The organism is Agrilactobacillus composti DSM 18527 = JCM 14202 (assembly GCF_001436375.1).
Classification (GTDB): domain Bacteria; phylum Bacillota; class Bacilli; order Lactobacillales; family Lactobacillaceae; genus Agrilactobacillus; species Agrilactobacillus composti.
Window position 1 is genome coordinate 1 of sequence record NZ_AZGA01000006.1, and the last position, 23,230, is coordinate 23,230.

Sequence of the window (23,230 nt, forward strand, 5' to 3'; positions counted from 1 at the left end):
ATTAGAATTTCTGAGATTTTTGTTTTTCATCGGTGCACTTGACAGGGACCCTATCAAACCATAAAACTGGCAGTTTTTGTTGTTGTTTCTAAAATATAAAGTGTCAGCAGTACCAGGATGCCTAACACTGTGCCCCCAGTCTTTCTAAAAATACCAATTGTATCTACTAATAGCGCAAAAGCTGCCGTTAAAAGCAGGCCCGGTATAAGCACTAGAAATGGTGTGATAAATCCGGTAAATGTTAGGCTTTGCCCGGGAAATCGTAACAGCATCATCCCCAGTGTGCCGATAATCGCCACGACCCACATACCTACTAATAATGTGACATTAGCCAAAAATTTACCTAGGGTATAATTTAAGCTTGCGAATTTACTAGTTTTAATAATACTTATGACATTTGTTTGCACATCCAGCCCTACTGCGTCTCTAACATAGGTAAACCCAATTAACGGCAGCATCATCCCAAAGATCAGTGCTGTCCCGATTGGTAGCCAAGTTGGATTGTTGGCTTGATAATACAAACCTGGTTCAATCGTTAACGTTTTAACCGCACCCTGGGCTTGGGGTGTTCCGACAACCGTCATAAATAAAGTGAAAATCAGCAATGTTATAAACGACAAACTGTTCATCTTTTCAAAGAGCCGTGCTTTTAAGATTGCCATCATCGCTGGCTCACCTGACTATCCAATAAAACCATACTGGCATCTTCTAAATGCGGTTCGATCAGTACAGCATCTGCAGTTGGCTTGCCACTGGCAATTTCTCGGACGTGGACCCCATCAGATTCTTGGATAATCCCACTGACAACAGCACCTGTTCTTGGCTGTTGACCAAAGGGTAATATATACTCCCAAACCTGTTTTTTGGCAGCTTGCATCATGTCTAATGCGGTACCTTGAAATAATAAATGACCAGCTTGTAATAACAAGATATCATTGGCAACTGCTTCCACATCTGAAATAATGTGGGTCGCCATTAAAACGATACGGTCTGATGCTAAAGAACTGAGCAAATTGCGTAGTCGAATCCGTTCAATAGGATCTAAGCCAGTCGTTGGTTCATCCACAATAATGACCTTGGGATCACCGAGTAATGTTGCCGCAATGGCCACCCGTTGGCGCATGCCGCCAGAAAAAGCCGCTAGCTTACGCTTACCCACATCTGCTAAACCTAATTGCTGCAACAACGCTATGATTTGTTGATCACCTCGCTTTGACGGCAATCCCTTAATAGCTGCAACATATTGCAAATATGCCTTTGCGCTGAGTTGCGGATAATAGGGCACAGTTTGGGGTAAATAGCCCAGAACTTGTCGCATTACATTGGGATGTCTACCAATATCTACCCCATCCAATAACACCGTCCCTTGCGTTGGTTGTAGTAACGTCGTAATCACCTTGATCAAGGTGGTCTTACCTGCCCCATTAGGCCCGATTAACCCGATAAGCCCCCCTGATTCTAAGGTCATAGATAAATCTTGTAACACATTTTTATGCCCAAAGGACACAGCTACGTCATTGATAACTAATTTCATGTTTATTATGCCTCCCACCAATAATATCCATAACAATTCCGTCGTACTAAAAAAAGCGTTGCTGTAAAAACGTTGCATACGCTCTTTTGTTAATGCTGTACTAAGACTATTCCACGTGGTTATCACCATTGGATGTCCGCAAATCTAGGCGGGTTTCAGCATCCCAATTCACGATGACTTGTTTTTCTGTGGACTTACGATTGAATAATTTATTGTCGCCACTATCTGTGGTGAGCCGATAGCCGGCATCCTTAGGGGCATTTTCAATCCGATTGTCGCCACTACTGGTATTCAAAGTTGTCGCACCTTTAAACCGCATCCCCTGAAGTGTCAAATTGCCGTTGGCGGAATTCAAGGTCCCCTGCGCCAATTGACCCCCTTCACCACGAATGTCGCCACTCTGGGTTTGAAGCTTAGCATTATTCAACTCACTGTTCACCAAACGAATATCACCAGCGCCAGTGGTTAGATTGGTCATTTTGGTTACTTGGGTCTGAGTCACTTGTAAGTTACCGCTTCGTGAGCTTAGCTTCAGGTTATCAACCGTGCCAGAAGTATAGGTTAAATCACCATTATTGCTATGAATGGTCACATCACTGAATTTAGCCGTTCTTGGCACGGTAATTTCTAGCTTGTCAGCCGGCAAGGAACCAATGCCAAAAGTGAAGGGACTGGTAGTATTGCTTTGATGGATCTGCAAGACGCCATCCACAACTTTACTGGTGATATCATCGTCGCCCATAGTGGTGACATTGACTTCATAATCATTTCCTTGTTTCACCACCACATCTTGATAGCTCACGTTCACATCCATTTTGTTAAATTTAGCCGGATGTAGGCTGCGTTTTTCCACTTGCGTAATCTGGGGTCGACCATTGACGATATTGATGCTTTGAAAGCCATGACCTAAAAAACCTACGGCGAAAATAATCAAACCAGCACCGAACAACATCGCCCCAACTTTAATTAAATTTTTCATTTATCTGACACCTCCACTGCTTGACGTCGGTTAGACAGGCGTTGATAAATCCACCGGAAGAACTTCGCGAAGCTACGGAAACTGGCTTGGGTGAACCATTTTAAGACGGGAATCAATAATAAACCTATCCCTAAACCAGCAATCCCCATGCCTAAATAGGTAATGGCGGTCATCAAGTGAGTCGTGACTAGTCCCACGGCTACATATAAAGCCATGCCACCTATGAAGAAACCAGAAATCGTGATGGCGGCAATGGTGATCCAAATACTGCCTAAGATACTTATCAAAACGATGATTGCGGCCCCAATTAGAACGAAGACAGTAATTGCCAAGGGAATGGCCATGGGTAAGGACAAAATAGCCAAAAGTACTAACCAGATCTGGCGCATAGTGGAACGGTTGTTGGTTTTAGTGCCTTGAACTTGTTGGTTCTCGGTGGCTTTGATAGAATAATCTGCCAAAATCTGCCGGGACAATTGTTTGGGCGTCCCCAATTGGGCGACCAACGCATCCCCCGTATCCAGATTGGCATCCTGGGCGTAATCTTTGAAGTATTCAATGGCTTCAAAACGTTCGTCCGGGTTTAGTGGTGCTAATAATTGTTCAACTTGTTGAAAATAGGTATCTGTGCTCATCTATTTACGCCTCCTTTTGGGGTTGGGTCGGATTTAGAAAGTAATCAATTTGCTTCTTGTAGGCCGTCCATTCCACCAATAACCCAGTGAGATGATTGCGACCAGCTTCGGTGATGCGATAATAGCGGCGATTCCGGCCTTGATAGGGTTTATCGTAAGTCTCCAGCCAATCTTGGGCTTTCAACCGCCGTAAAACTGGGTATAGAGTGGACGGCGACAAGGGAATTTTATCTTGGATCTGCTGGGTTAGATTATAACCGTAAGCATCATCATGCTTTAAAACGGCTAACACCACCCCATCTAGTAAATCGGCACTAATTGGCATGCTCATGGGATAACCTCCATTCCTTATTTTGATTTCGTTTATATTATACGTCGTATAATATATGATTACAACTAATATTAATTTTTTTGCAAAAAAATAGCAGCTACCTCCAGGGTAACTGCTGCCAAATTAAGCGGTCTGACTTATTCAAATTCTGCAATGAGTTGATCTTTCAAAGCGGTATAATCAGTGTCGGAATAATGACTTGGCACTAAAACTGTGAGAACTTGATCCACCTTAGTGGCCACACTGCCCCATAGAATTGGGGTGTCAAAAGAAGTTTGCACAATTTCGGGGGTTTTGATTTGCGTATCCGAACCGTGGGTCAATGCAATGTGACCGGCAATAATCTGTGTGCCTTGGACTTCACTGGCTAAGATACTACTTTTAAGTGTTTGGGTATCAAGTTTGAATCTACCGGCAATTGCTTGGGCCAAGTCGATAATGGCACTAAGTTCATCTTTACTATCTAATTTAAATGTTGTAACGGGTTCTCTAATCATTTCTGCACGCATCATATTGACCTCCATTTAGTATTTGATAACACGCTTTCTTAACTACAATCACAGCATACTTTGTAAAACCCGTTTCAGGTCAAGGATTAATTTCACTTTGATGGTAAAAAAAATAAGAACCCACAACGAATAGCTTCTTATCAAGGGTTAGATCCCCCGTAAAATAAATTCAGATTGAAATTTTTCCCGATCGGGGGTGGCTTCTGGATGAGTGGCCAATTCAAAAGCTGCTGCGCCGATCTGGACGAAATGATGGTCAATCGTGGGGATATTCAGTAATTTACTGGTCAACTGATTCTCTTGACCCACCAACCCAGGAATAGGTAAGTGTTGTTGAATATAGTACTGGCGCACCCCCACGGCCACGTCATCACCGTTGGAGAAGATATATTCTGGTTCAATCTGGTGTTGATGAAATTTTTCTGCGGTGTGATAGCCATCTTCATAGGTATTGATGCCGGAGATGATCCAGTCTTTGCCGGGGGTGCGGCCATAAATAGCTCGAAAAGCCCGCAACGTGGCATAGCTGGTGGCACTAATATGTTCTTGGGCCCGACTGAGCAAAAAACCAATGTGGGTCACTTGCTTTTGTTGGAGCCATCTAAAGGCCGCCCGGTAAGCCACTTCCCGGTCAGAATAAGCCGCTGGTAAATCGGTGTCTTTTGGGTCTTCACAAATCACGATGCGACCATAGCGCTGATAAGCGGCTAATTCTTTTAAAGGAATCCCGTGGGACGTGAAAATCATGGCATCAAAGGCCTTGCGCCGCAGCTGTTCTAGGTACTCTAATTCTAACGACCGCTGCCAGCCCGAAGGTAAGATGGTGATTTTATAACCACTATCAAAGGCCGCATCCATAATCCCGTTTAACAATTGGGTGAAATAAGGGTGGTTGCTGTGGGGTAAGACCACGCCAATAGTATGGGTGACCCCGGCACTTAGATCCTGAGCGATGGCGTTGGGGGCATAATCTAATTCGGCCACCACCCGCTCAATCGCTTGCTGGGCCTTGGCCGACACATAGCCACTATGATTGATAGCCCGGGACACTGTAGCAATGGAGTACCCACTGGCTTTAGCGATATCGCGAATTGTTGCCAAAATACTCACCCTTTCTAAACTTAAGAACTTGAGATCACTTGTCCCCGGTCATTGTACACGGCTTCTATCGGAGAAAATGTGCTTTATCCTTAGTTTACCATTGCTGGTAATGTTTGCTACTGCTAAGTCTAGAATGTGGAACGGGTTTCATAGCAAATTAATTTTCGGCAAAGTAAGGTTCGGTAATTTGAATACGGCCTTGGTCTAAGTCCAATAAAGCCTCAGCCCCATAAGGCAACGCAGTGCGGGGATAGGCATGGCCAAAATTCACATTGTAAATGATTGGCGTCTGATAAGCTGCGGTCACCTGCAACAATGCCACCTTGTAAGCCTCGTAGTAGCGTTCATTTTGGGGCTTGCCCACGATAATACCTGCCACAGCGGCTAATACGCCTTGTTGTGCTAACGTTTGTAACATAGCGCGATACAGCGTGGGTTTTGGCTGTTCTTCACTGGTTTCGATAAACAAAATTTTACCCTGCCAAATTTTGGCGTCAGGAAATAGTTGATACTTAGCAATAACTGCTGCTTCATCAGGATACCGATTAGTAGTCAAAATATCGTAAAAACTATCCAAACAGCCGCCTAGCAGCTCCCCTTTAATTCGCCCCCTGCCCCGCAGAACTTCGAAGCCATGGGTCTCGGGATGACTGACCCGTGGTGTACCGAGACTTTGTTCTGAAAAATCGGTCTGTTCTTCATACCAAACTGGACTGGCTGTAATGTCAGTGACAGCTGGATTTTCAAAGTAATGCTTTAATGTTTGTTGGGTAAAGGGCAATAATTTGTGATCCAATTCGGCCAAATCGTTTAAAAAATTGGGGCCATAAAAACTCCGAAGGCCCAGACGATAAAACATCAGGTGATTGATAGTCGTATCCGAAAAGTCACTGAAAATCTTAGGTTGCATCGTGACCGCCTGGATGAAATCAGTATCAGTCATTAAATACGGCAACAGCCGGTAAGTATCATCCCCGCCAATGGCACAAAAAATACCTTTAATTTCCGGATTCAAGAAAGCCGTTTTTAAATCTGCTGCCCTTGCTTCCGGATGGGCGGCTAAATAAACGATCCCTTTTAGGGCATTAGGCATAAATACAGGGTTCAAGCCAAGTTCTTCTAGCCGTTTAACGCCCAGTTGTCGCTGGTGGGCCGCAAAGTCTTCCCCCAGCGTCCCTTGGGATAAACTGACAATGCCCACTTGATCGCCGGGTTTTAAAGCAGGTGGTTTGTGTAACATTTAGAAGCCTCCTCGTCACAAAACTGGTTAATTATGGTAAGTCTAACTTTTTTCACCTTATAAAAGCATGCTATAGTATAAAAATACTCTTAAAAAACGAACTACTGCCACTTTTAGCAGTGGTTGTCATCTTAAATCAAGAAAGGGGCACTCGCTATGTTTGCCACAACACCGATACCCAAAAAGTTGGGGGCTAAACTCAGCCTTTTCTATGTACTAACCATTATTGTGCTTCTATTCGTGCCCGCGCTACTTCAAAAACTGGGTATGCATAACAGCCAACTTTCTGATGTAATTTCTGAAGCTGTTGCGGGTATTGTTATGATTGGTCTGACCATAGGCTGGTTTAATCTACCTATTTTCTCAAAACCGCGCCACTTTTGGATAGGCGTTATTGCAGTTGTCTTAATGGTTAACGTTAATCTGGTGAACAACGGTCCCTTGCCTGCCTATAGCAATCAGCGCTTAATATCTGCCCTATTATTTGGCTTAGCCGTTGGGATTTTCGAAGAACCCCTGGTACGAGGCCCACTACTCTTTTGGGTCTGGTCCAAAACACCCAAAAAACTTTCCCCCTATTGGTGGACGAGTATCATAACGGCTATTATCTTTGGCTGCTTGCATTTGTTTAACCTGCACAGCAATCCCGATCCAAAGCAAGTCTTAATTCAGATCGGCTATACCACGGCCATGGGTTTTGGCGCCGCCGCCTTGTACTTCACGACGCACAATCTTGGCTTCACCATTGTTTGGCATAGCTTACTTGACGCATCTTCTTATTATTGGTCGCCGATACCAATTTCCACCATTGGTAATTCTTTAATCGACCGCCTGAGCCTACTCTTATTGGTTGTCACCCATATCACCGTTGGCATCGTGTTATTACATCGCATCACTTCAAATCAAAAGAAAAAGGTAGCGCTAAAACATTAGCCAACTTCGCTAAAGGCAGGCCTGAAGTTTCAATGCCAGACCTGTCTTTTTGTCGGCTTATTTGTCCAATCTTATTTGAACTAAAGTTGGCGTTTGAGCACCACCATATCCCGCAACTGCACGCCATTGGCCATAATTGGTTTTGAATATTGGTCAAAGAAACGAGGCCGAATACTGTCAAAGCGAAAGCCATTTTTCAAATAAAACAATATATTTTGAACGTCTGCATCACCGGTCCCCACCAGTAACTGCCATTTTTCTGGGGACAGTGCCGCCACGACCTGGGCAATCAGCCGTGACCCCAGACCTTGATGTTGGTAAGCGGGTAAGACGGCAATGTTCTTTATTTCTGCTGTGTCAGGCTGTGCTGTGGGGGTTACTAAAACTAGACCAATCGGTTGAGCCTTGTCATAGGCCACAAATAACCGGCCGGTGTTGACGTAGGCCGCCACCATTTGCGGGTCTTCATCCCCTAGTAAAAAGAGCGATTCAAGGGTCTCTCTAGGTCTTTCATCAAACGCCTTAATCACGTAACGGTTGGCCGATGGGTTATCAGTAGTCATCTTTTTAGCCATAGTGCCATATCCCCCCTTTCAACTTATCACATTGTAGAATTCCTGTAATATCCAACTCACTAATCAATCGGTCCCACCATGATTGTTGTAGGTCTCACGTTACAAATATGAGTTTAGCCAACAACGTTATTAGCCTTGTTCGTCCTCTTGGCTGAGTATATCAAGACTACTTTGAATCATCCATTTAAAACTTGCTGCTTGAGAAATTTCTTGATTTGAAAACCAACCCGTCCCAACATTAGCCAGTTCTCCAATAATTAGATTTCTGATCATACGTCCCGCCAATATTTGCACACGTGTCTCGTGAAAGGCAGATGCCAGCAGCTTATTAAATACGGTTCCTAATGTATTGATGCTCTTTTGAGCGGCTATAGTCGCTTTATCTCGGGGTAATGTAATTAAAAATCGACTCAAGCGAAGATGCGTTAGCCCGAGCGAGCGGCAAATCAAGGCCAGTTCAAGTAACGCTGGTTCACCAGTCAACCCAAGCAATCGGCTTCTAAGTGTTGCAATGAGCCTATCTAATACTTCTTCTAAAATCGCATAGCTCAGATCAGTCTGATTGCTAAAGTATGGGTATAAAGCTTGCGATTTAGTCCCGAGTTGCCGAGCTAAATTTGAAAATGTTAAAGGTGTCTCAGCATTAATAAGTTCAATGCCAACTGCCATAATTCTTTCTCTAGATAATACTTGTTTGGGCATGACTAACCTCCAATAAATTAATTTTAAAAATTGTTGTCACATCACAGATATACTTATCAATCTGCTTTTCGTCAGAACCGCGGTTCAAGTATCCAGTTCATACTATACCGCAGCATTATTATAAAGGCGACCACGGATATGGTCACAATTTTCTAACATTTTGCGAACAGTCTTTATAAATATAGCTTGTATTTTACAACATGTAATACTATAATTACATGTTGTAAAATACAATATCATCCAAAAGGGAAGTAATCAAGTATGACCTACTTATTTCTTGGGATTTTTGGCTTAGTTATTGGTACTTTTGTCGTTTTATTTGGTGGGGGCGGGGCCGCTATTTACCTTGGCCTACTCACTGGCCTGTTAGGTCTACCAGCCGCATCCGCAGCTTCTACCTCATTAGTAACCGTTCTCCCCTCACTGATTGTTGGTGCGTGGACTTACTACCGTCAAGGTAAAGTTAAGGTAAAACTCGGTAATCAAATGTTAATCACTGCTGTTCCAGCTGTTGTAATTGGTTCATTAGTTTCCAAACTCATCCCCGATCACTTGTACAAATGGATTATTGGTATCGTGTTAATCATTTTGGGCCTTAACATGCTCTTTCAAAAATCGCAAGCTAGCGGGCCCAGTAACAAACTCTCCCGTAGTATTCAAATCAAAGCCGGTTTGTTTGGTATTGTCGGTGGTCTGATGGTTGGAGTCGCAGGTATGAGCGGCGGTGCCCCCATTATTGCCGGTTTGTTTTTGATGGGCCTACCTACGATAAATGCTGCAGCAACTTCTGCTTACGTGTTGGTCTTTATGTCCGCAATAGGCACTATTTTTCACATTGCTGGGGGTCAAGTCGACTGGTCGGTTGGAATCAGCTTAATGATTGGCTCACTCGTTGGTGCTGCAATTGCCCCAACATTGTTAAATAAGTTAACCCAAACTAAAGCCGGAAATTATTTAAAACCACTAATTGCAATTTTTCTAGCAGCTTTAGGGTTAAAAACATTGTTCTAGCCTAAATAGTGTCATTCGTAAAGCTAGGCCTTAAGGCTGCTGAACGAATGACGCTATTTGCGTATCTGAATATAGAACTTGCACAATTATCCCATTATAAATTGGAACACCGCAATAAAGATGGAAAATATTGCCACGACTCTTTTAAGCAACTTTTGATTAATTCTATGGCCATTTTGACTGCCGATATACACGCCAACACCATGGGCAATCAGGGCCACAGGAATAATAGCACCAATAATTTTTAGATCTGAATTCAGAATATAGCCCGCAGCCGAAGGGATGCCGATAAAAATTGAATTAAAAAGCGAAATTGCCACCGCTTCATGGGCTTGAATACCCAACATGATCAAAATTGGCAAAACAATAATTGGTCCACCAGCACCAGTCACGGCACAGATAAAACCAGTCACAAAACCGATGCTAATTAAAGTAGCGTTCCCCGGTGTTTTCTGCTGAACTTTAGCCGCATCTTTTCGACATAGTATCATGATACCTGATAGTAAAACGACACAATATAAAATAATCCGCATCAGATCTTCGGGAATCAGCAAATTGACTTTAACTCCAAGAAAGCTGGCTAGAAAACTGCCGATACTGAGGATACTGGCCAGTCTCAAATTTAACAATCGATGCCGATAGTAATTAAAGCTCCCCAACAATCCAGAGACAATAAAGGCCGCAAAACTTAAAGCCAAAGCTTCAACTGTGCCCAAATGCAACACACTGACGTAAAAGATGGGCAACAAAAAACCAGCGATGCCACTAATGCCTACTAACAACCCGATTATTAAATTCACAATAGCGATTAAAATCATCATTATAAACCTCGTTATCTCTATTCTAACAATCAAACTTGGCATTATCACCTCAGTTTTCCACTAACAACTATAAAAAGGCGGATATCCCTTCAAAACTCCAAGATATCTACCTAAATTGTGCTATTTTTAAAATAAGCTCACAGTAACTTGCGCATGTAATACTCATCATAATAATGATTGTCCATATAAATAGAATCCTTGCGCATGCCTTCAATGGCAAAGCCATTTTTTTCATAAAGTTGCCGGGCGATTTTATTATTGCTGATGACGGTTAATTCCAAGCGATGGATGGCGTTGGCCTGACTCCAGGCAATGGCCCGTTGAATCAAACTAGTGCCGATGCCATGACCAGCATATTGGGCTAAAACCCCCAAAACAATGTAGCCACAATGCTTAACTTTAGCCAAATTAGACCGATTAATTTGAATGTAACCAATGATTTGATCCGCTACGAAAGCCCCGATGATAACACCAGCACCATCTATCCGCTGGGCTAGTTTCGCCTCATCATAGACGCGCTCCTCAGGCTGGTAGAGCATAAACTGGGTTTCTAAATCCAATTGCTTCATGCAGGTATATAAAGCTTCGGTTTGTTGGTCCGTGATGGTTTGATATTTGATGGATGTGGTTGTCATGATAAAAACTTAGCCTCCCTAGACGTCAATTCTTTATTATCACCATAACGAAAAACTGCAACCAATTCAATAGGCTGCAGTTTTTCACTATGTTTATTACATCTGCGGTGTTAAGATCCGGGCCAAATCAGCTTTTATTTTGATTAGGCCAATCTAGATTTTCACCATTTGTTTTAATTACTTCTTGATACCAGTCAAAAGACTTCTTTTTATAACGTTTCAAAGTACCCTCGCCATTGTCATCCAAATCGACGTAAATAAAACCGTATCGTTTTGACATTTCACCCGTTGAGGCACTTACAAGATCAATACATCCCCACGGGGTATAACCCATCAAATATACGCCATCGTCAATCGCTGCCGCCATTGCTTCAATATGCTGCCGCAAAAAGTCGATGCGGTAATCATCTGCAATCATGAAATGCTCATCTGGCTTATCAATGGCACCTAGGCCATTTTCAACTACAAATAAAGGTTTTTCATAACGACCATAAAGTTCGTTCAAAGCAATCCGTAAGCCCACGGGGTCAATTTGCCAGCCCCATTCACTTTCTGCTAAATGGGTGTTACGAACACCGCCGTTTAAATTACCCTGGGCTTTTTCCTGATGCACATGGGTCACATCAACAACTGAGGAGTTATAGTAACTAAAGCCAATGTAATCAACGGGATACTTTGCTAGAAGCTTGAAATCCGCATCTGTTTGAATTAATTTCGACTGATCCACGTTATAGTCATGATAAATACGCTGGGTAGAAGCTGGGTAGTGCCCGCGAACCTGGACATCCGTACAGAAGAAATTAAAATCTTGTTTTTGCTTCAAGTTAGCCAACTGATTGATAGGATCATCATCAACTGCGTATGACGTAATGTATAACGTCATGCAGCCAATCTTTAAGTTAGGATCAATTTCATGCCCCACCTTAACAGCCAGTGCACTGGCCACGAATTGATTATGCCAAGCTTGAAAAACATTTGTATAGTCCTTAGAACCAGTACTAGGAATCATGCCTTGGCCTAACGCAGGAAAATGAAAAGCTGAATTAATTTCATTGAAAGTCATCCAATATTGAACCCGGTCACCGTACCGTTTGAGCACTGTTTCTGCAAATCTTTCGTAAAACGTAATTAATTGCCGATTTTTCCAACCACCATATTTAACTGCTAAATTTAGTGGTAATTCATAGTGAGAGATTGTGATCACTGGTTGAATATTGTATTTCAGACATTCATCAATAACTGCATCATAGAACTTTAAACCTTGTTCATTTGGCCGAATATCATCCCCATTAGGATAGATTCTAGACCAAGCTATAGAAAATCGATAACACTTAAAACCCATTTGCGCGAATAATTGGATATCTTCTTTAAAGTGATGATAGTAATCAATACCGCGATGATTGGGATAACGATATCTTGAGTTATCAATTTGCCAGTCAAACGTGTCGCTATCAATAATTTTCAACCGATCTTTACCGCCAGGTAGCGCATCATTAGTTGAAGGTTGTTTGCCATCTACATCCCAAGCACCTTCTAGCTGATTGGCAGCTGTCGCCCCACCCCATAAAAAACTTTTAGGAAAATTATACATAAACTTGAGTATCCTTTCTTAACTAATGTTTTTCTCCGCCATTCCAGTATGATCCTGGGCCATGAATAAGCTATATAAGGCGCCAAACAGATTCGCATCATTGCCAAAGGCAGCTTGTTTAATTTTTGGTCTGCTTAAACTCTCTTTCACAATCATATTTTCGTTTAATAATGCATCATACTGGGCATTGATTGTCTCCGTAACTATCCCTTGGCGACTTATCCCACCACCAATTGCAAAAGTTGTTAAATCAACAACGGTTTGTATATTTAAAATTAGATAGGCAACATTTCGACAATATTGCTGAAATGGTATGACCGCCCTTGAATCGCCATTTTGAATATGCTGAAATACTGCCAACCCATTATCTTGATTTTTGGGAAGACCTATTTTATCAGCAATCGTCTTAACCATGCCTACTGCGGAAGCATTAATACCCACGATGCCGCGATTCATACTTTGACTAGTATCTGTGAACATAAAACTTAATTCGCCGGCTTGAAAATGGGACCCGTAAAATAATTGGCCATTTAAGATTAAACCACCGCCAACACCTGTTCCTAAAATGATTGCAGCACCATTTTGGACATCCTTCAATGACCCTAACCAAAGCTCTGCTAATGCGCCCGCTTTACCATCATTTTCCACATGCACGCTGATTTCTAGTCCATAGCGCTTATGGATCAACTCTGGGAAATTGATTTTATCCAGAAATGGTAAGGACCCACCATGGTATACAATGCCAGTTGCTGGATCAACTTGTCCTGGCACACTAATGGCAATACCAGAAATATGCTGACTATGTTGGTCTAATATACGATAAATGACGGCCATAAAAGTCCCCAAATCTTGAGCTGGGGTCTTAACTTTATCATGTATAATCATTTCACCAGCATGATTGATCACCGCATATTTCAAATTGGTACCACCAATATCGATACATAAGAAATCATGCATCCTTGCCACCCCCCCTTGTATTTCCTTGATTAATAACTTCAATCATTGCCCAGAAGATACTTTCTAATTAAATATGTGGGCGTACAACTCCAGGCATGGCAAAAACTATTGATCGCCAAACTATTGTAAGGTGAAAAATCAGGTTGTTCTGGTTTAAAAGCTTCCCAAAATGTATCCGCCCCATAATGAACCATTGCACCCCAATAATCCTTTAGTAACTTGACAGCTTCTTCCTTGTGGCCAGATTTAAATAAGGCTTCATCAATATGATGATACATATACGGTGTAGCAACCCCCTTAACAGGAAATAACTCAGCAATCGTTTTAGTCATTAGTTGGTAATTCCCTGCATCAGGCAAAACGCCTGCAAGGACCATCCAACATTGACTGGCAATATTGACTTGCCTTTCAGGGCCACTGACAAATAATCGAGTTGCTTTGTCAAAAAGTTGTTCTTGACTCGCTGAAACTAGCAGCGTTAATTGGGCTTGATATTTCGAAATATCTGGATCCGTCTTAATTTGGGCGAGTTCAATAAATTGTTTCAAGGCATAAATTAGTACAGCTTGAGCACTAGTCGTTTTATCAAAATCTTGAGCCCAATCGATAAATACAGGCCAGCCCTTATCTAAATGAAGTAATCCCTGGGAATCAACTAACGTTAAGGCCAAATCGATACTAGTCTTGGCAACTGGATATAAGTCAATTAACGTTTCTTGGTCCTGATATTGCTGATAGTAATCAAACAATATCGACGTAAAGAACAAGCTATAATCATACAAGAAAGTATTGTCTGGAATATCATGCGGTTTCGTGAATACATTGGCGGATATTTTCCCATCAACAGTTGGCATCCCCCCAAATAGATACAAACAACGCTTAACCAGCTGTTGATTATCAAAAGACGCATAATTTGCTAAAGCTTGCAATCTCAAGTCGCCCAACCATAATCTGCGATCTCGTTTTGGACCATCTTCAAAAACATCTTGCATGCAGTCATGCAGTGTTTTTAAACTGACTGCGTCAATCTTATCCAATTCCAAATCTCCAGTTTTGACCGGCTTCACTTGAGTCATCGTAACTGAACTCTCTGCAATAAATTTTGGATTTGAAAATTGAACTTGCCATTTTGGTGACGTATCAATAACTTTGATAGCAACATATCTACAGGCATAGCGGCGGTCTAATTCTAATTTTGCTGGTAGTGTGTCAAGATGAATGTATTCCTCTTGAAGCCATGACTGGCTCAATAACCCAGTATATGGCTTATTCACATCACCAATTTCCACAGGTTGTTCGGCGAAAATCAGCTGGATATATAGCGGTGCATCCATGGGTGCACCTACTGAAGTTAGATCAACACTGAATTTCCCCACATAATGGGTTCCTAGGTCAAAGACGAGTTGTTCATTGCGCCCAAAACTATAAGTTGTTAAATCCTGCATAGCTTTGTCGTCCGTAACTGCTTCATACCCAAATAGCTTTGCTTCATCTTTAACGATTTTGACCAATCTATTAGGCACTATTGTGTCGTACTGTAATTTGGGCTTACTTGCGGTGGCTTTATCCAAAAATTTTTGGTTGCGTTCAAATTGAATGGCCGTATCATTTTGAAACTCCATGTATCTTTTCCCCCTATTGATTTGTGTCAAGATCACGATTTATTTTATGGCCTTTTCTCACAATTGCGAAAAATGAAATAACAGCGAGCACTAATAATAAGAATCCTGCGTTCAAAATTGAGATGCCACTGGTACTTCCCAAAATCTTGCCGGCATAAGGTGATAGAAAAGATCCAAGATTTGAACCAACTAAAACAATCGACGTATACAATGGCGCTTTGTTAGGTGATGACGTTTCACTAATGCGATTGAAGATATAGGGGATAATCATTGATCCCACAATACCCATTAATATACAAATACCGTAAATTAAGCTCGCCACTCGGACCATGCTCACTAGAATTGTCAAAGCGCCCAGTAGAATTAAGCCAAGGGGCAAAATATATTGCTTGAGATATTTATAGCAGTAGCCAAACATAATACCCCCGATAACGCTTGCAAAATTATAGATACTCCAAGCCGTACTTGCTTGTGTGGCCGTCCCAATATGACTCTCAACAAAGTGTGTGGGTAATTTGATGGCGAAGACCATAATAGCGATTAAGACAAAGAATGTAAGTACTGCTAAGGCCGCGATTAGCGGCACAGAATTTTGCTGTAGTTTGTTGCCTTGTTGTTCTGCTTGAGCTTCAGCCTTTTTCTGTTCTTCTTCTTGATGCTGAACAGCCCCACTTTTTAACGGATCTGGTACAAAGAAAATGAATAGAAATAGTGTTGGCACGAATAACAGGTATACCCAATAAGCAGCATGCCAGTTGATATTTAGTAATTGACCGGCAAAATAGGTCATTAGTGATGTCCCAACCCCAGCAATTGCTGAACGCCAGCCCATCAGCTTAGCCCGTTGATCCCCTGAGAAGAAAACACCAATTAAACTGATGGCCAATGGATTGGCTAACCCAATCCCAATACCTAAAACAGCCCTTGATACTAAAATAACAGTGAAATTGGATGAGAATGCCGGAATAATGGAGCTTACGGTTGCAATTGCCAGCCCAATTACGGCTGTTTGCTTTTGACCAATCTTTCTAACAATAATGCCACTGACTAAAACGAATACGGTTACAAAAATTGATACAACTGTGGTCACCAATTCAATATTGACCAGTGACTCATTGGAAAACGTCTTAGCCATACCTGGAATCGTTGCATTAATAACACTAGCAGCTTGTTCAACAATATTTAACGATAATAATGCAATGATAATTAAGGCGTTTCTAAAGCTATGCGTTTTTGTTGCCATTGTGAATCCCCCTCTAAGTTCAGTGCGTCATCTATATCTTATATTTTATATTTATGAAGCGCTTACGTTTGTGTTATATTATCATTATTGGTAGAATATTAGCTTCTTGAGAGGACAATCTAAATGGATAATATCGCTAAGCTGTTGCGCGAATTTCATCGAGCTTCTAAAGTTTCAGTTTTTACATTTAATCAGTCTTTAACACCACTTAAAGCGTTCAAACTACCTGTAACACCTGAATTTCCAACGAAATATTTAAAAATTTTCAAAAACTTAAACCAGCCCGTTTCTCTTTTCAATACTGGTGGTGAAGAATGTTTTAGCGTTATTAAGCTTGACGATGCCAAGAAGACAACCTACATTATTTTATGGGTTAATACGGCAACGCTTGAAATCACCGGCTATTATGAAGATCGCTTCCCTAGCATCGGCCTACAACGTTTAACAGCTTACACCCGTTTGTTGTACTTTAGCTTATTTCAAAGTTTCCCCGTTATCTCTGAGCCGACAGAGATTAGCGATATCGCCTTCACTTCAGATAAGAAACACGATTCATCCATCCAATTAAGACGACAGGAGAAAATATTCCATAACAGTTACGCCAAGGAACAGAAAATGCTTGAAGCACTTGAAAAGGGCAATCAAGTCCAATTTGATAAATGTTTTACGGACTTTATCCAAAGCGGCAGTTATGGGCAAATGTCTCTTGAAAGTGATTTGCGCAACAAAAAAAACATCGCTATTGCTGCTACAACGCTCATGACCCGCAGTGCCATTAGGGGCGGTGTTCACCCTGAGGCGGCTTTTGCTTTAAGTGATCAGTGCGTTCAAAGAATTGAGCAACAAAGTGATGTGATTAGTGTAAGTGACTTGGTTCAAGAAATTGGCACCCTTTTTATTAATCGAATCAAGTCTTCTAAAAAATATTCTAATGACGCAGTGGTCTATATGATTCAAGACTACATCTTTAAAAATTTAGATAAAAAAATTAGTTTAGATGAAATTGCAAAAACTGTTGGTTATTCTAAAAATTATCTCTGTCGTATCTTCAAGAAAGATGTTGGCATCACGATTTTTGAGTATATTAACATTCAAAGAATTCATGAGGCCAAGAGCCAGATTATCTTCTCAAATCAATCCATTTTTGAAATCGCTAACAATCTTGGCTTTAGTGATCAAAGTTATCTGACTAAACTTTTCTTGAAATATGAACATACCACGCCAAGCCAATTTCGAAGTAAGTATTTTGTAAGTTAAAATTCGACCTCGTATAAAAAACTGCAGCCGATTTAGCTTGGCTGCAGTTTTTCACTATGTTTATTACATCTGCGGTGTTAAGATCCGGGCCAAATCAGCTTTGGCGGTAGTGGTTGGGGTTAATTCAAAGTTTTCCACTAAGTAGTTCAACACGTTTGGTGAAACAAAGGCTGGTAATGTTGGGCCTAAGTGGATATTCTTAATGCCTAGAGACAGCAAGGTCAATAAGACGCTGACGGCTTTTTGTTCGTACCAAGATAAGACTAGGGTTAGCGGGAGGTCATTGACGCCACAGTCTAGAGCTTCAGCTAAGGCTAAAGCCACTTTGATAGCGGCATAGGAATCATTACATTGGCCCATGTCCATCATGCGGGGCAAGCCGTCGATATTGCCTAATTGCAAATCATTGAAGCGGTATTTCCCGCAGGCTAAGGTTAAGATCAAGGTGTTTTCAGGCGCTTCTTCCACGAATTCAGTGTAGTAGTTCCGACCAACCCGGGCACCATCGCAACCGCCCACTAAGATAATGTGCTTCAAATCACCCTTTTGAATGGCGCCGATAACTTTGTCGGCATTGGATAAGACGAAATTATGACCAAAGCCAGTGGTTACCGTATGGCCGCCATTGATTCCAGTGAGGGCTTGGGGTTCATCATAGCCGCCAAGTTCCAGGGCTTTTTCAATCATTGGGGTGAAGTCTTTGTCGGCGCCAATGTGGGTCATTTCTGGATAACCCACGACGGATGTGGTGAAGACTCGGTCATGATAACTCTTGCGTACGGGCATGATACAATTGGTGGTGAATAAAATTGGGGCAGGAATATCTTTGAATTCCTTTTGTTGGTTCTGCCAAGCGGTCCCAAAATTCCCCCTTAAATGAGGGTAAGCTTTTAATTCGGGATAACCGTGGGCGGGCAGCATTTCCCCGTGGGTATAAATGTTGATGCCTTTGCCGGCAGTTTGATCCAACAGCATCTTTAAATCATACAAATCATGGCCAGAAATTACGATGAATGGCCCGGGTTCAATGGTCAATGGCACTTCCGTTGGCACGGGATTGCCGTAGGTTTCGGTGTTAGCTTGGTCCAATAACTTCATGGCTTCAAAGTTAACGTGGCCCACTTCCATGGTCAATGGTAATAATTCATCCATCCCCAGGGTGTCATCGCCAAGAGCCCGCAGTGCCTTTAAGAAGAACTTATTCACGGTTTCGCTGGTATAGCCTAAAACCCCAGCTTGGTGGGCATAAGCGGCCATACCTTTGATACCTAACAAAATTAGGGCTTTCAGGGAGCGAATATCTTCATTAGCTTGCCAAATTTGGTCCATATCATAAACAGCTACGTCTTTTGCAGCAGCTTTAATTTGATTAATTGTATTTTGAATCACGGGATCATCGAAGTTCACGTTGGTCAAGGTGGTAAATAACCCATCCAAAATTAATTGGGCCTGGTCACTATTGAAATCAGCTTCTGGTACAACTTTCGCCAGACCCACCAAAGCACCGATCACATCATCTTGTAAGTTGGCTGTGGCAATATTTTTACCACAAACGCCCCCCTTCAGGCAGGCTACGCCGCCTTGGGTTTGTTCACATTGAAAACAAAACATATTTTTATCGTCAGTCAATTGGGGTCATCCTTTCACAGAACAGTTCTTTAAACAGTTATTTGCTTGAGTATAGGATACCGCTTTCAGTCATAAAATATCGGTTGGAATTCCAACGGAAAGGTCAAATTATGCAACAATTTTACCCTGTACTTTTAAAATCAACTTTATTTCGCCAAATCACGGCGGTCAATTTAGCCCCCTTGCTGGCAGCAGCCCAGCCTATCCTGAAGACTTTCACCGCCAATACCCGTATTTGGCAGGCCGGCGAACAAGCCGCCAGCTTCGGATTAGTGGGGGCTGGGACGGTGCAGATCCTCAAAGAAGATGCCCAGGGTAACCGCACCATTGTGGCCACCGTGGCGGAGGCCGGTATCTTTGGGGAAGCCTACGCCTATGCCAGCACCGGGCCTTTACCGGTTTCCGTGGACGCCAGTACCGACACCACCGTGCTCTTTTTTGAGCCCCAGCGCCTGTTGAATTTGGCCCACTTGCCCCAAGGGGAACAATTACTCAGCAATCTGTTGCAAATTCTGGCCCGGAAAAGTTTGTTATTAAATCAAAAAGTCGAGATCCTGTCCCAACGCAAAATTGCGGATAAGGTCTTAACCTTTCTGCAACTGGAAGCTAAGCGTCAAGCTCGCCAACCGATGTTCCTGCCTTACAACCGCCAAGAAATGGCTGACTTTTTAGGCGTGGAGCGTTCCGCTTTATCGGCAGCTTTGAGCAGTATGAAAAAAGCGGGGTTGATTGATTATCGGAAGAATGAATTTACTTTATTTTAGTTATTGGCCGGCCATATCCGCCAAACTGGTTTGCTTTAAAACCTGCAGCATAGCTGCTTGCGCTTCGGTCAGTACAGCGGTACTTTTCCCCAGCCAGTTTTGAACTTTTTCGGGATTTAAAAATGCTGTGGTATCAAAATCTTGATGGACTTTAAAAATAGGATTGGTTCCTTCCATGGCCACAAATATGTCATAGATAGTGATTGCTTGTGGGGCTTTGGCCAGTCTGAGCCCTCCGTTAATACCGGTCTTGGAGCTGAGAATGCCATTTTTCTTTAAAATAGTGGAAATTTTTTTGATACTGGGAATGGGAATATTTAATTTTTCAGATATTTTTTGAATCGATAAGTAGTCATAATGCTGAGTATCTGACTTGATGCCCACATACGCCGCAATTTCGAGGGCTTGGGAAAAGGCGATAGAAAAGGCCATGCTATACCTCCAATTAATCTATTTAGTATATGCTATTATACCAAATCTACCGCCAATAACATTATTTTTCCTTAACCGGCACGATCAAGGCTAAAACTAGGCCTAACCCCACTGCGGTCAGGGCTACGCCAATGAACATGGCTTGGCTGAAAACAGCGGCAATCTTAGTAACTTGGCTAGTAAAAGCCGCAAAGATGGCTAATCCCAAGGCGCCGCCAAATTGCCGGGCGGTATTGTACACCCCAGATGCAGCCCCGGAAACTGCCGGCCGAATCCGGACTAGCCCGGAATTGGCTAGGGTGGCAAAGGCTAAGGCAAAGCCCACGGCAAAACCTAGGGTCCCAATCAACAGGAGCCAATAATTGGCGAAGAGGGCCACCGCGCCTAATTCCGCCAGAGACAACAAAACAATCACAAAACCACTGACCATCACCTTGGCATTGCCCAAGCGCGCCACTAGATTACGGGCCCGGACAGCGACCACAAATAATAAAATGGCCATGGGGACCATACCTAACGCGGTGACAAAAGCACTCAGACCAAGGGCGCCTTGCATATATTGGGGCGTATAAAACCAAAAACCAATTCCGGCGGCACTAAATAATAAGGAACTGAGATATGAGGCCATGCGTTCCCTATCCTTGAAGATTTCTAAGGGCATCGTAGGCTGGGCCACCCGAGCTTGACTGAAGATGAAGGCCACCCAAAGTAATAAGGATAAAATGATCGTGGGGATGGGCCAAGGACTGCCATCAAGCCCATAAGAAATTGAGGTCATGGCTAGGATAGATAATACCGTCCCCAACCAATCAATGTGGCCAGTATGTGTTTGGGCGCTGACTAAAACCCGACTGGCAATGACCACCATGATTAGCGCAATGGGGCCATTGATATAAAAGCCCACCCGCCAGGAGGCAAATGTGGCAAAGAAGCCGCCAATCACCAAGCCCACCGCAGCGCCAGCGCCAATGACCGAGGCGTAGTAACCAATGACTTTCTGGCGCGTGGGGCCTTTAAACGTATCGGTCAAAAGCGCTAAGCAATTGGGGGCTAAGATTGCCGCGCCGATGCCCTGAAAGGCCCGAAAGCTGATGATCATCGTGGCATTGGTGGCCGCCCCAACGGCTAAACTGCCCAGCCCAAAAATAATCAAGCTGGTAATAAAAAGTACTTTACGGCCGTAAATATCTCCTAGTTTGCCGCCAACTAACATAAAGCCCGCATAGGTCAAGGCATAAGCCACCTGCACCCAAGATAAGGCTCCGGCATTTAGCTGAAGCTGCGCCGCCATTTTAACAGTACCGGTATAGACAATCGAGGTGTCCAACACCCCTAGAAAAGCCCCAATCAGTGCCAAAGCTAACACAATTTTTTGGACCCGGGTCATGGTGTCTTGATTTTGAGTCGAGATAACGTCTTTGATTTGTTTGTCCATATTTTTTCTCCTTACTTTTATTAGTTCACTTAGTATATTCTTTATATACTAATTAGACAAGCTTAAATTTTAAACACTCGTTAAATCGGGAAACTTGTCTATTCATTAAAATTAGGATTTAATTTAAATAAATATATAACCGACCCCTGTCAATAGGCAGTTTTCGCTGTCGCCCCGGTAATAATATTTTTTATAAAATTAATAAGAAAATCCCATGGTATCCTAAGGCCAACAAAGCAATTGGAGGAAAATATCATGTCTAAGAAAACTGGCTTTTTAGCCGCTATTATCTGTGCTGGCTGCTTGTTAGTTGGTGGTTCCAAAACCACTGTAGCCCGGGCGGCGACTGAAAGTGCCCCAACCATTTATACAGCCCTACCCAGCCTCAACAACACTTATTACCGACCTTTCAACAAATCTTTGCAAAGTTTTGGCAACCAATTAGCCCAGAATGACCCCGCCAACGTGGTGACCATTACCAAACAATCTCTGACCCACAAAACCAGCGGCTTCACTTATGACGACATTTGGTTGCGAGATGTGGCCCCGGTGATCACCACTAAGATGGTGAAATTCCGCTACGATCCCAGTTACCTGAAAAAAGCCGATCGTCAGTATTTAGACCAACGTTTTCGGACTTGGTTGAACCAAGAAAATTTCAACTATGACACCAGCGACTTGGTCTTAGATGGGGGCAACTTGATTTGGAATAACAGCGATACGGTCATTTTGACCAGCCATGTTTTCAAAGATAATCCGGATTGGTCTAAAGCCGACATCGTAGCTGAGTTAAAAGGCAAATTAGCCGTCGACCATGTGATCATCATCCCCTCAGAGCCTGGAGATGTATTGGGCCACGCTGATGGCATGGTGAAATTCATCTCAGCCCGAAAACTGTATGTGAGTGATTTCTCCGGAGATACAAAGTTGGTGAAAAAAGTTCAGCAAAAAATCAAAGCTGAACTGCCGAATGCCAAGTTCGTGGTGCTGCCGTCAGCCTACACTGAAAAAGGCCAATATGACCCTAAAATCGCCTCGGCTAAGGGTTTGTATATCAATATGCTAGAAACACCAGACACCATTTACGTCCCCCATTATGGCCTGAAAGCGGATACCAAAGTATTGAAGATCGTCAAACAACATACCACTAAAAAAGTCGTCCCCATTGATGTGGCCAAAATTTCCACCACGGGTGGGTCAGTGCATTGTTTGACCTGGGATGTGCCCCAAGCATTTATGCCCAGTCATAATTAAGAATCGAATTGTGCTACAATATGAGCATTATGTATCCCAA

The 23,230-nt window shown here is 42.7% G+C and carries 24 protein-coding genes; 5 read left to right on the top strand and 19 right to left on the bottom strand.

Annotation, left to right across the window (positions count from 1 at the left end):
• Positions 1 to 53 precede the first annotated feature (53 nt).
• The 8 genes from FC83_RS02510 to FC83_RS02545 form a co-directional block, all read right to left on the bottom strand.
• Complete coding sequence (locus FC83_RS02510) at positions 54 to 665, bottom strand: hypothetical protein (RefSeq protein ID WP_035455728.1); 612 nt, start codon at positions 663 to 665, stop codon at positions 54 to 56.
• Positions 662 to 1,534 carry an ATP-binding cassette domain-containing protein gene (locus FC83_RS02515; protein ID WP_035455725.1) on the bottom strand — a complete coding sequence of 291 codons (873 nt, stop codon included), beginning with the start codon at positions 1,532 to 1,534 and terminating at the stop codon, positions 662 to 664. The genes FC83_RS02510 and FC83_RS02515 overlap by 4 nt, the downstream gene beginning before the upstream one ends.
• 106 nt (positions 1,535 to 1,640) lie before the next feature.
• Entirely contained in the window at positions 1,641 to 2,513 is an 873-nt protein-coding gene (locus tag FC83_RS02520) for a DUF4097 family beta strand repeat-containing protein (RefSeq protein ID WP_035455722.1), read from the bottom strand.
• Positions 2,510 to 3,148 carry a DUF1700 domain-containing protein gene (locus FC83_RS02525; RefSeq protein WP_035455720.1) on the bottom strand — a complete coding sequence of 213 codons (639 nt, stop codon included), beginning with the start codon at positions 3,146 to 3,148 and terminating at the stop codon, positions 2,510 to 2,512. Before FC83_RS02525 ends, FC83_RS02520 begins: the two co-directional genes overlap by 4 nt.
• A 4-nt stretch (positions 3,149 to 3,152) precedes the next feature.
• Positions 3,153 to 3,479: a PadR family transcriptional regulator gene (locus FC83_RS02530; RefSeq protein ID WP_057002352.1), complete on the bottom strand. Its 327-nt coding sequence runs from the start codon at positions 3,477 to 3,479 to the stop codon at positions 3,153 to 3,155.
• A gap of 137 nt (positions 3,480 to 3,616) precedes the next feature.
• Positions 3,617 to 3,991: a PTS sugar transporter subunit IIA gene (locus FC83_RS02535; RefSeq protein WP_161633823.1), complete on the bottom strand. Its 375-nt coding sequence runs from the start codon at positions 3,989 to 3,991 to the stop codon at positions 3,617 to 3,619.
• 144 nt (positions 3,992 to 4,135) lie between these two features.
• Positions 4,136 to 5,089, bottom strand: coding sequence for a LacI family DNA-binding transcriptional regulator (locus FC83_RS02540; RefSeq protein ID WP_035455716.1), 954 nt, complete (start codon positions 5,087 to 5,089; stop codon positions 4,136 to 4,138).
• Between the two features lie 157 nt (positions 5,090 to 5,246).
• Positions 5,247 to 6,329 (bottom strand): S66 family peptidase, encoded by a 1,083-nt coding sequence (locus FC83_RS02545; RefSeq protein ID WP_057002353.1) that lies wholly within the window; start codon positions 6,327 to 6,329, stop codon positions 5,247 to 5,249.
• A 156-nt stretch (positions 6,330 to 6,485) separates the two neighbouring features.
• Here FC83_RS02545 and FC83_RS02550 point away from each other — a divergent pair, with 156 nt between their 5' ends.
• The gene (locus FC83_RS02550) at positions 6,486 to 7,262 is read left to right on the top strand and encodes a CPBP family intramembrane glutamic endopeptidase (protein ID WP_035455714.1); all 777 of its coding nucleotides are present in this window, start codon (positions 6,486 to 6,488) and stop codon (positions 7,260 to 7,262) included.
• Between the two features lie 80 nt (positions 7,263 to 7,342).
• On the opposite strand, the gene FC83_RS02555 is transcribed toward FC83_RS02550, so the two are convergent.
• A complete protein-coding gene (locus FC83_RS02555) occupies positions 7,343 to 7,837 on the bottom strand; it encodes a GNAT family N-acetyltransferase (RefSeq protein WP_235184382.1) in 495 nt (164 codons plus the stop codon).
• Positions 7,838 to 7,966: 129 nt separating this feature from the next.
• On the bottom strand, positions 7,967 to 8,539 hold the full coding sequence (locus tag FC83_RS02560; RefSeq protein WP_035455712.1) for a TetR/AcrR family transcriptional regulator: 573 nt from the start codon (positions 8,537 to 8,539) through the stop codon (positions 7,967 to 7,969).
• Positions 8,540 to 8,800: 261 nt separating this feature from the next.
• Here FC83_RS02560 and FC83_RS02565 point away from each other — a divergent pair, with 261 nt between their 5' ends.
• The gene (locus FC83_RS02565; protein WP_057002354.1) at positions 8,801 to 9,550 is read left to right on the top strand and encodes a sulfite exporter TauE/SafE family protein; all 750 of its coding nucleotides are present in this window, start codon (positions 8,801 to 8,803) and stop codon (positions 9,548 to 9,550) included.
• An 86-nt stretch (positions 9,551 to 9,636) separates the two neighbouring features.
• Here the strand turns inward: FC83_RS02565 and FC83_RS02570 are convergent, their stop codons facing one another.
• The 6 genes from FC83_RS02570 to FC83_RS02595 form a co-directional block, all read right to left on the bottom strand.
• Positions 9,637 to 10,371, bottom strand: a complete 735-nt coding sequence (locus FC83_RS02570; protein ID WP_035455708.1) for a sulfite exporter TauE/SafE family protein — start codon at positions 10,369 to 10,371, stop codon at positions 9,637 to 9,639.
• A 137-nt stretch (positions 10,372 to 10,508) separates the two neighbouring features.
• A complete protein-coding gene (locus FC83_RS02575; protein ID WP_081763206.1) occupies positions 10,509 to 11,006 on the bottom strand; it encodes a GNAT family N-acetyltransferase in 498 nt (165 codons plus the stop codon).
• Positions 11,007 to 11,133: 127 nt separating this feature from the next.
• Complete coding sequence (locus FC83_RS02580; protein WP_035455707.1) at positions 11,134 to 12,597, bottom strand: glycoside hydrolase family 1 protein; 1,464 nt, start codon at positions 12,595 to 12,597, stop codon at positions 11,134 to 11,136.
• Between the two features lie 18 nt (positions 12,598 to 12,615).
• Entirely contained in the window at positions 12,616 to 13,554 is a 939-nt protein-coding gene (locus tag FC83_RS02585; RefSeq protein WP_035455706.1) for an ROK family protein, read from the bottom strand.
• Between the two features lie 38 nt (positions 13,555 to 13,592).
• Positions 13,593 to 15,176 carry an alpha-L-rhamnosidase-related protein gene (locus FC83_RS02590; RefSeq protein ID WP_057002355.1) on the bottom strand — a complete coding sequence of 528 codons (1,584 nt, stop codon included), beginning with the start codon at positions 15,174 to 15,176 and terminating at the stop codon, positions 13,593 to 13,595.
• A 13-nt stretch (positions 15,177 to 15,189) separates the two neighbouring features.
• Positions 15,190 to 16,419 carry an MFS transporter gene (locus tag FC83_RS02595; protein WP_081763205.1) on the bottom strand — a complete coding sequence of 410 codons (1,230 nt, stop codon included), beginning with the start codon at positions 16,417 to 16,419 and terminating at the stop codon, positions 15,190 to 15,192.
• A 123-nt stretch (positions 16,420 to 16,542) separates the two neighbouring features.
• Between FC83_RS02595 and FC83_RS02600 the strand changes: the two genes are divergently transcribed.
• Entirely contained in the window at positions 16,543 to 17,676 is a 1,134-nt protein-coding gene (locus FC83_RS02600; protein ID WP_035455705.1) for an AraC family transcriptional regulator, read from the top strand.
• 63 nt (positions 17,677 to 17,739) lie between these two features.
• Here FC83_RS02600 and hcp read toward each other — a convergent pair whose 3' ends face one another.
• Entirely contained in the window at positions 17,740 to 19,305 is a 1,566-nt protein-coding gene (hcp, locus tag FC83_RS02605) for a hydroxylamine reductase (RefSeq protein WP_235184381.1), read from the bottom strand.
• Between the two features lie 110 nt (positions 19,306 to 19,415).
• Here hcp and FC83_RS02610 point away from each other — a divergent pair, with 110 nt between their 5' ends.
• Entirely contained in the window at positions 19,416 to 20,069 is a 654-nt protein-coding gene (locus tag FC83_RS02610; RefSeq protein ID WP_035455704.1) for a Crp/Fnr family transcriptional regulator, read from the top strand.
• Here the strand turns inward: FC83_RS02610 and FC83_RS02615 are convergent, their stop codons facing one another.
• Positions 20,070 to 20,501, bottom strand: a complete 432-nt coding sequence (locus FC83_RS02615; protein WP_035455702.1) for an RrF2 family transcriptional regulator — start codon at positions 20,499 to 20,501, stop codon at positions 20,070 to 20,072. It abuts the gene before it with no gap.
• A 61-nt stretch (positions 20,502 to 20,562) separates the two neighbouring features.
• Positions 20,563 to 21,936 carry an MFS transporter gene (locus tag FC83_RS02620; RefSeq protein ID WP_052005066.1) on the bottom strand — a complete coding sequence of 458 codons (1,374 nt, stop codon included), beginning with the start codon at positions 21,934 to 21,936 and terminating at the stop codon, positions 20,563 to 20,565.
• Positions 21,937 to 22,191: 255 nt separating this feature from the next.
• On the opposite strand from FC83_RS02620, the gene FC83_RS02625 reads away from it, so the two are divergent.
• On the top strand, positions 22,192 to 23,190 hold the full coding sequence (locus tag FC83_RS02625) for an agmatine deiminase family protein (protein ID WP_081763168.1): 999 nt from the start codon (positions 22,192 to 22,194) through the stop codon (positions 23,188 to 23,190).
• The last annotated feature ends 40 nt before the right edge of the window (positions 23,191 to 23,230 follow it).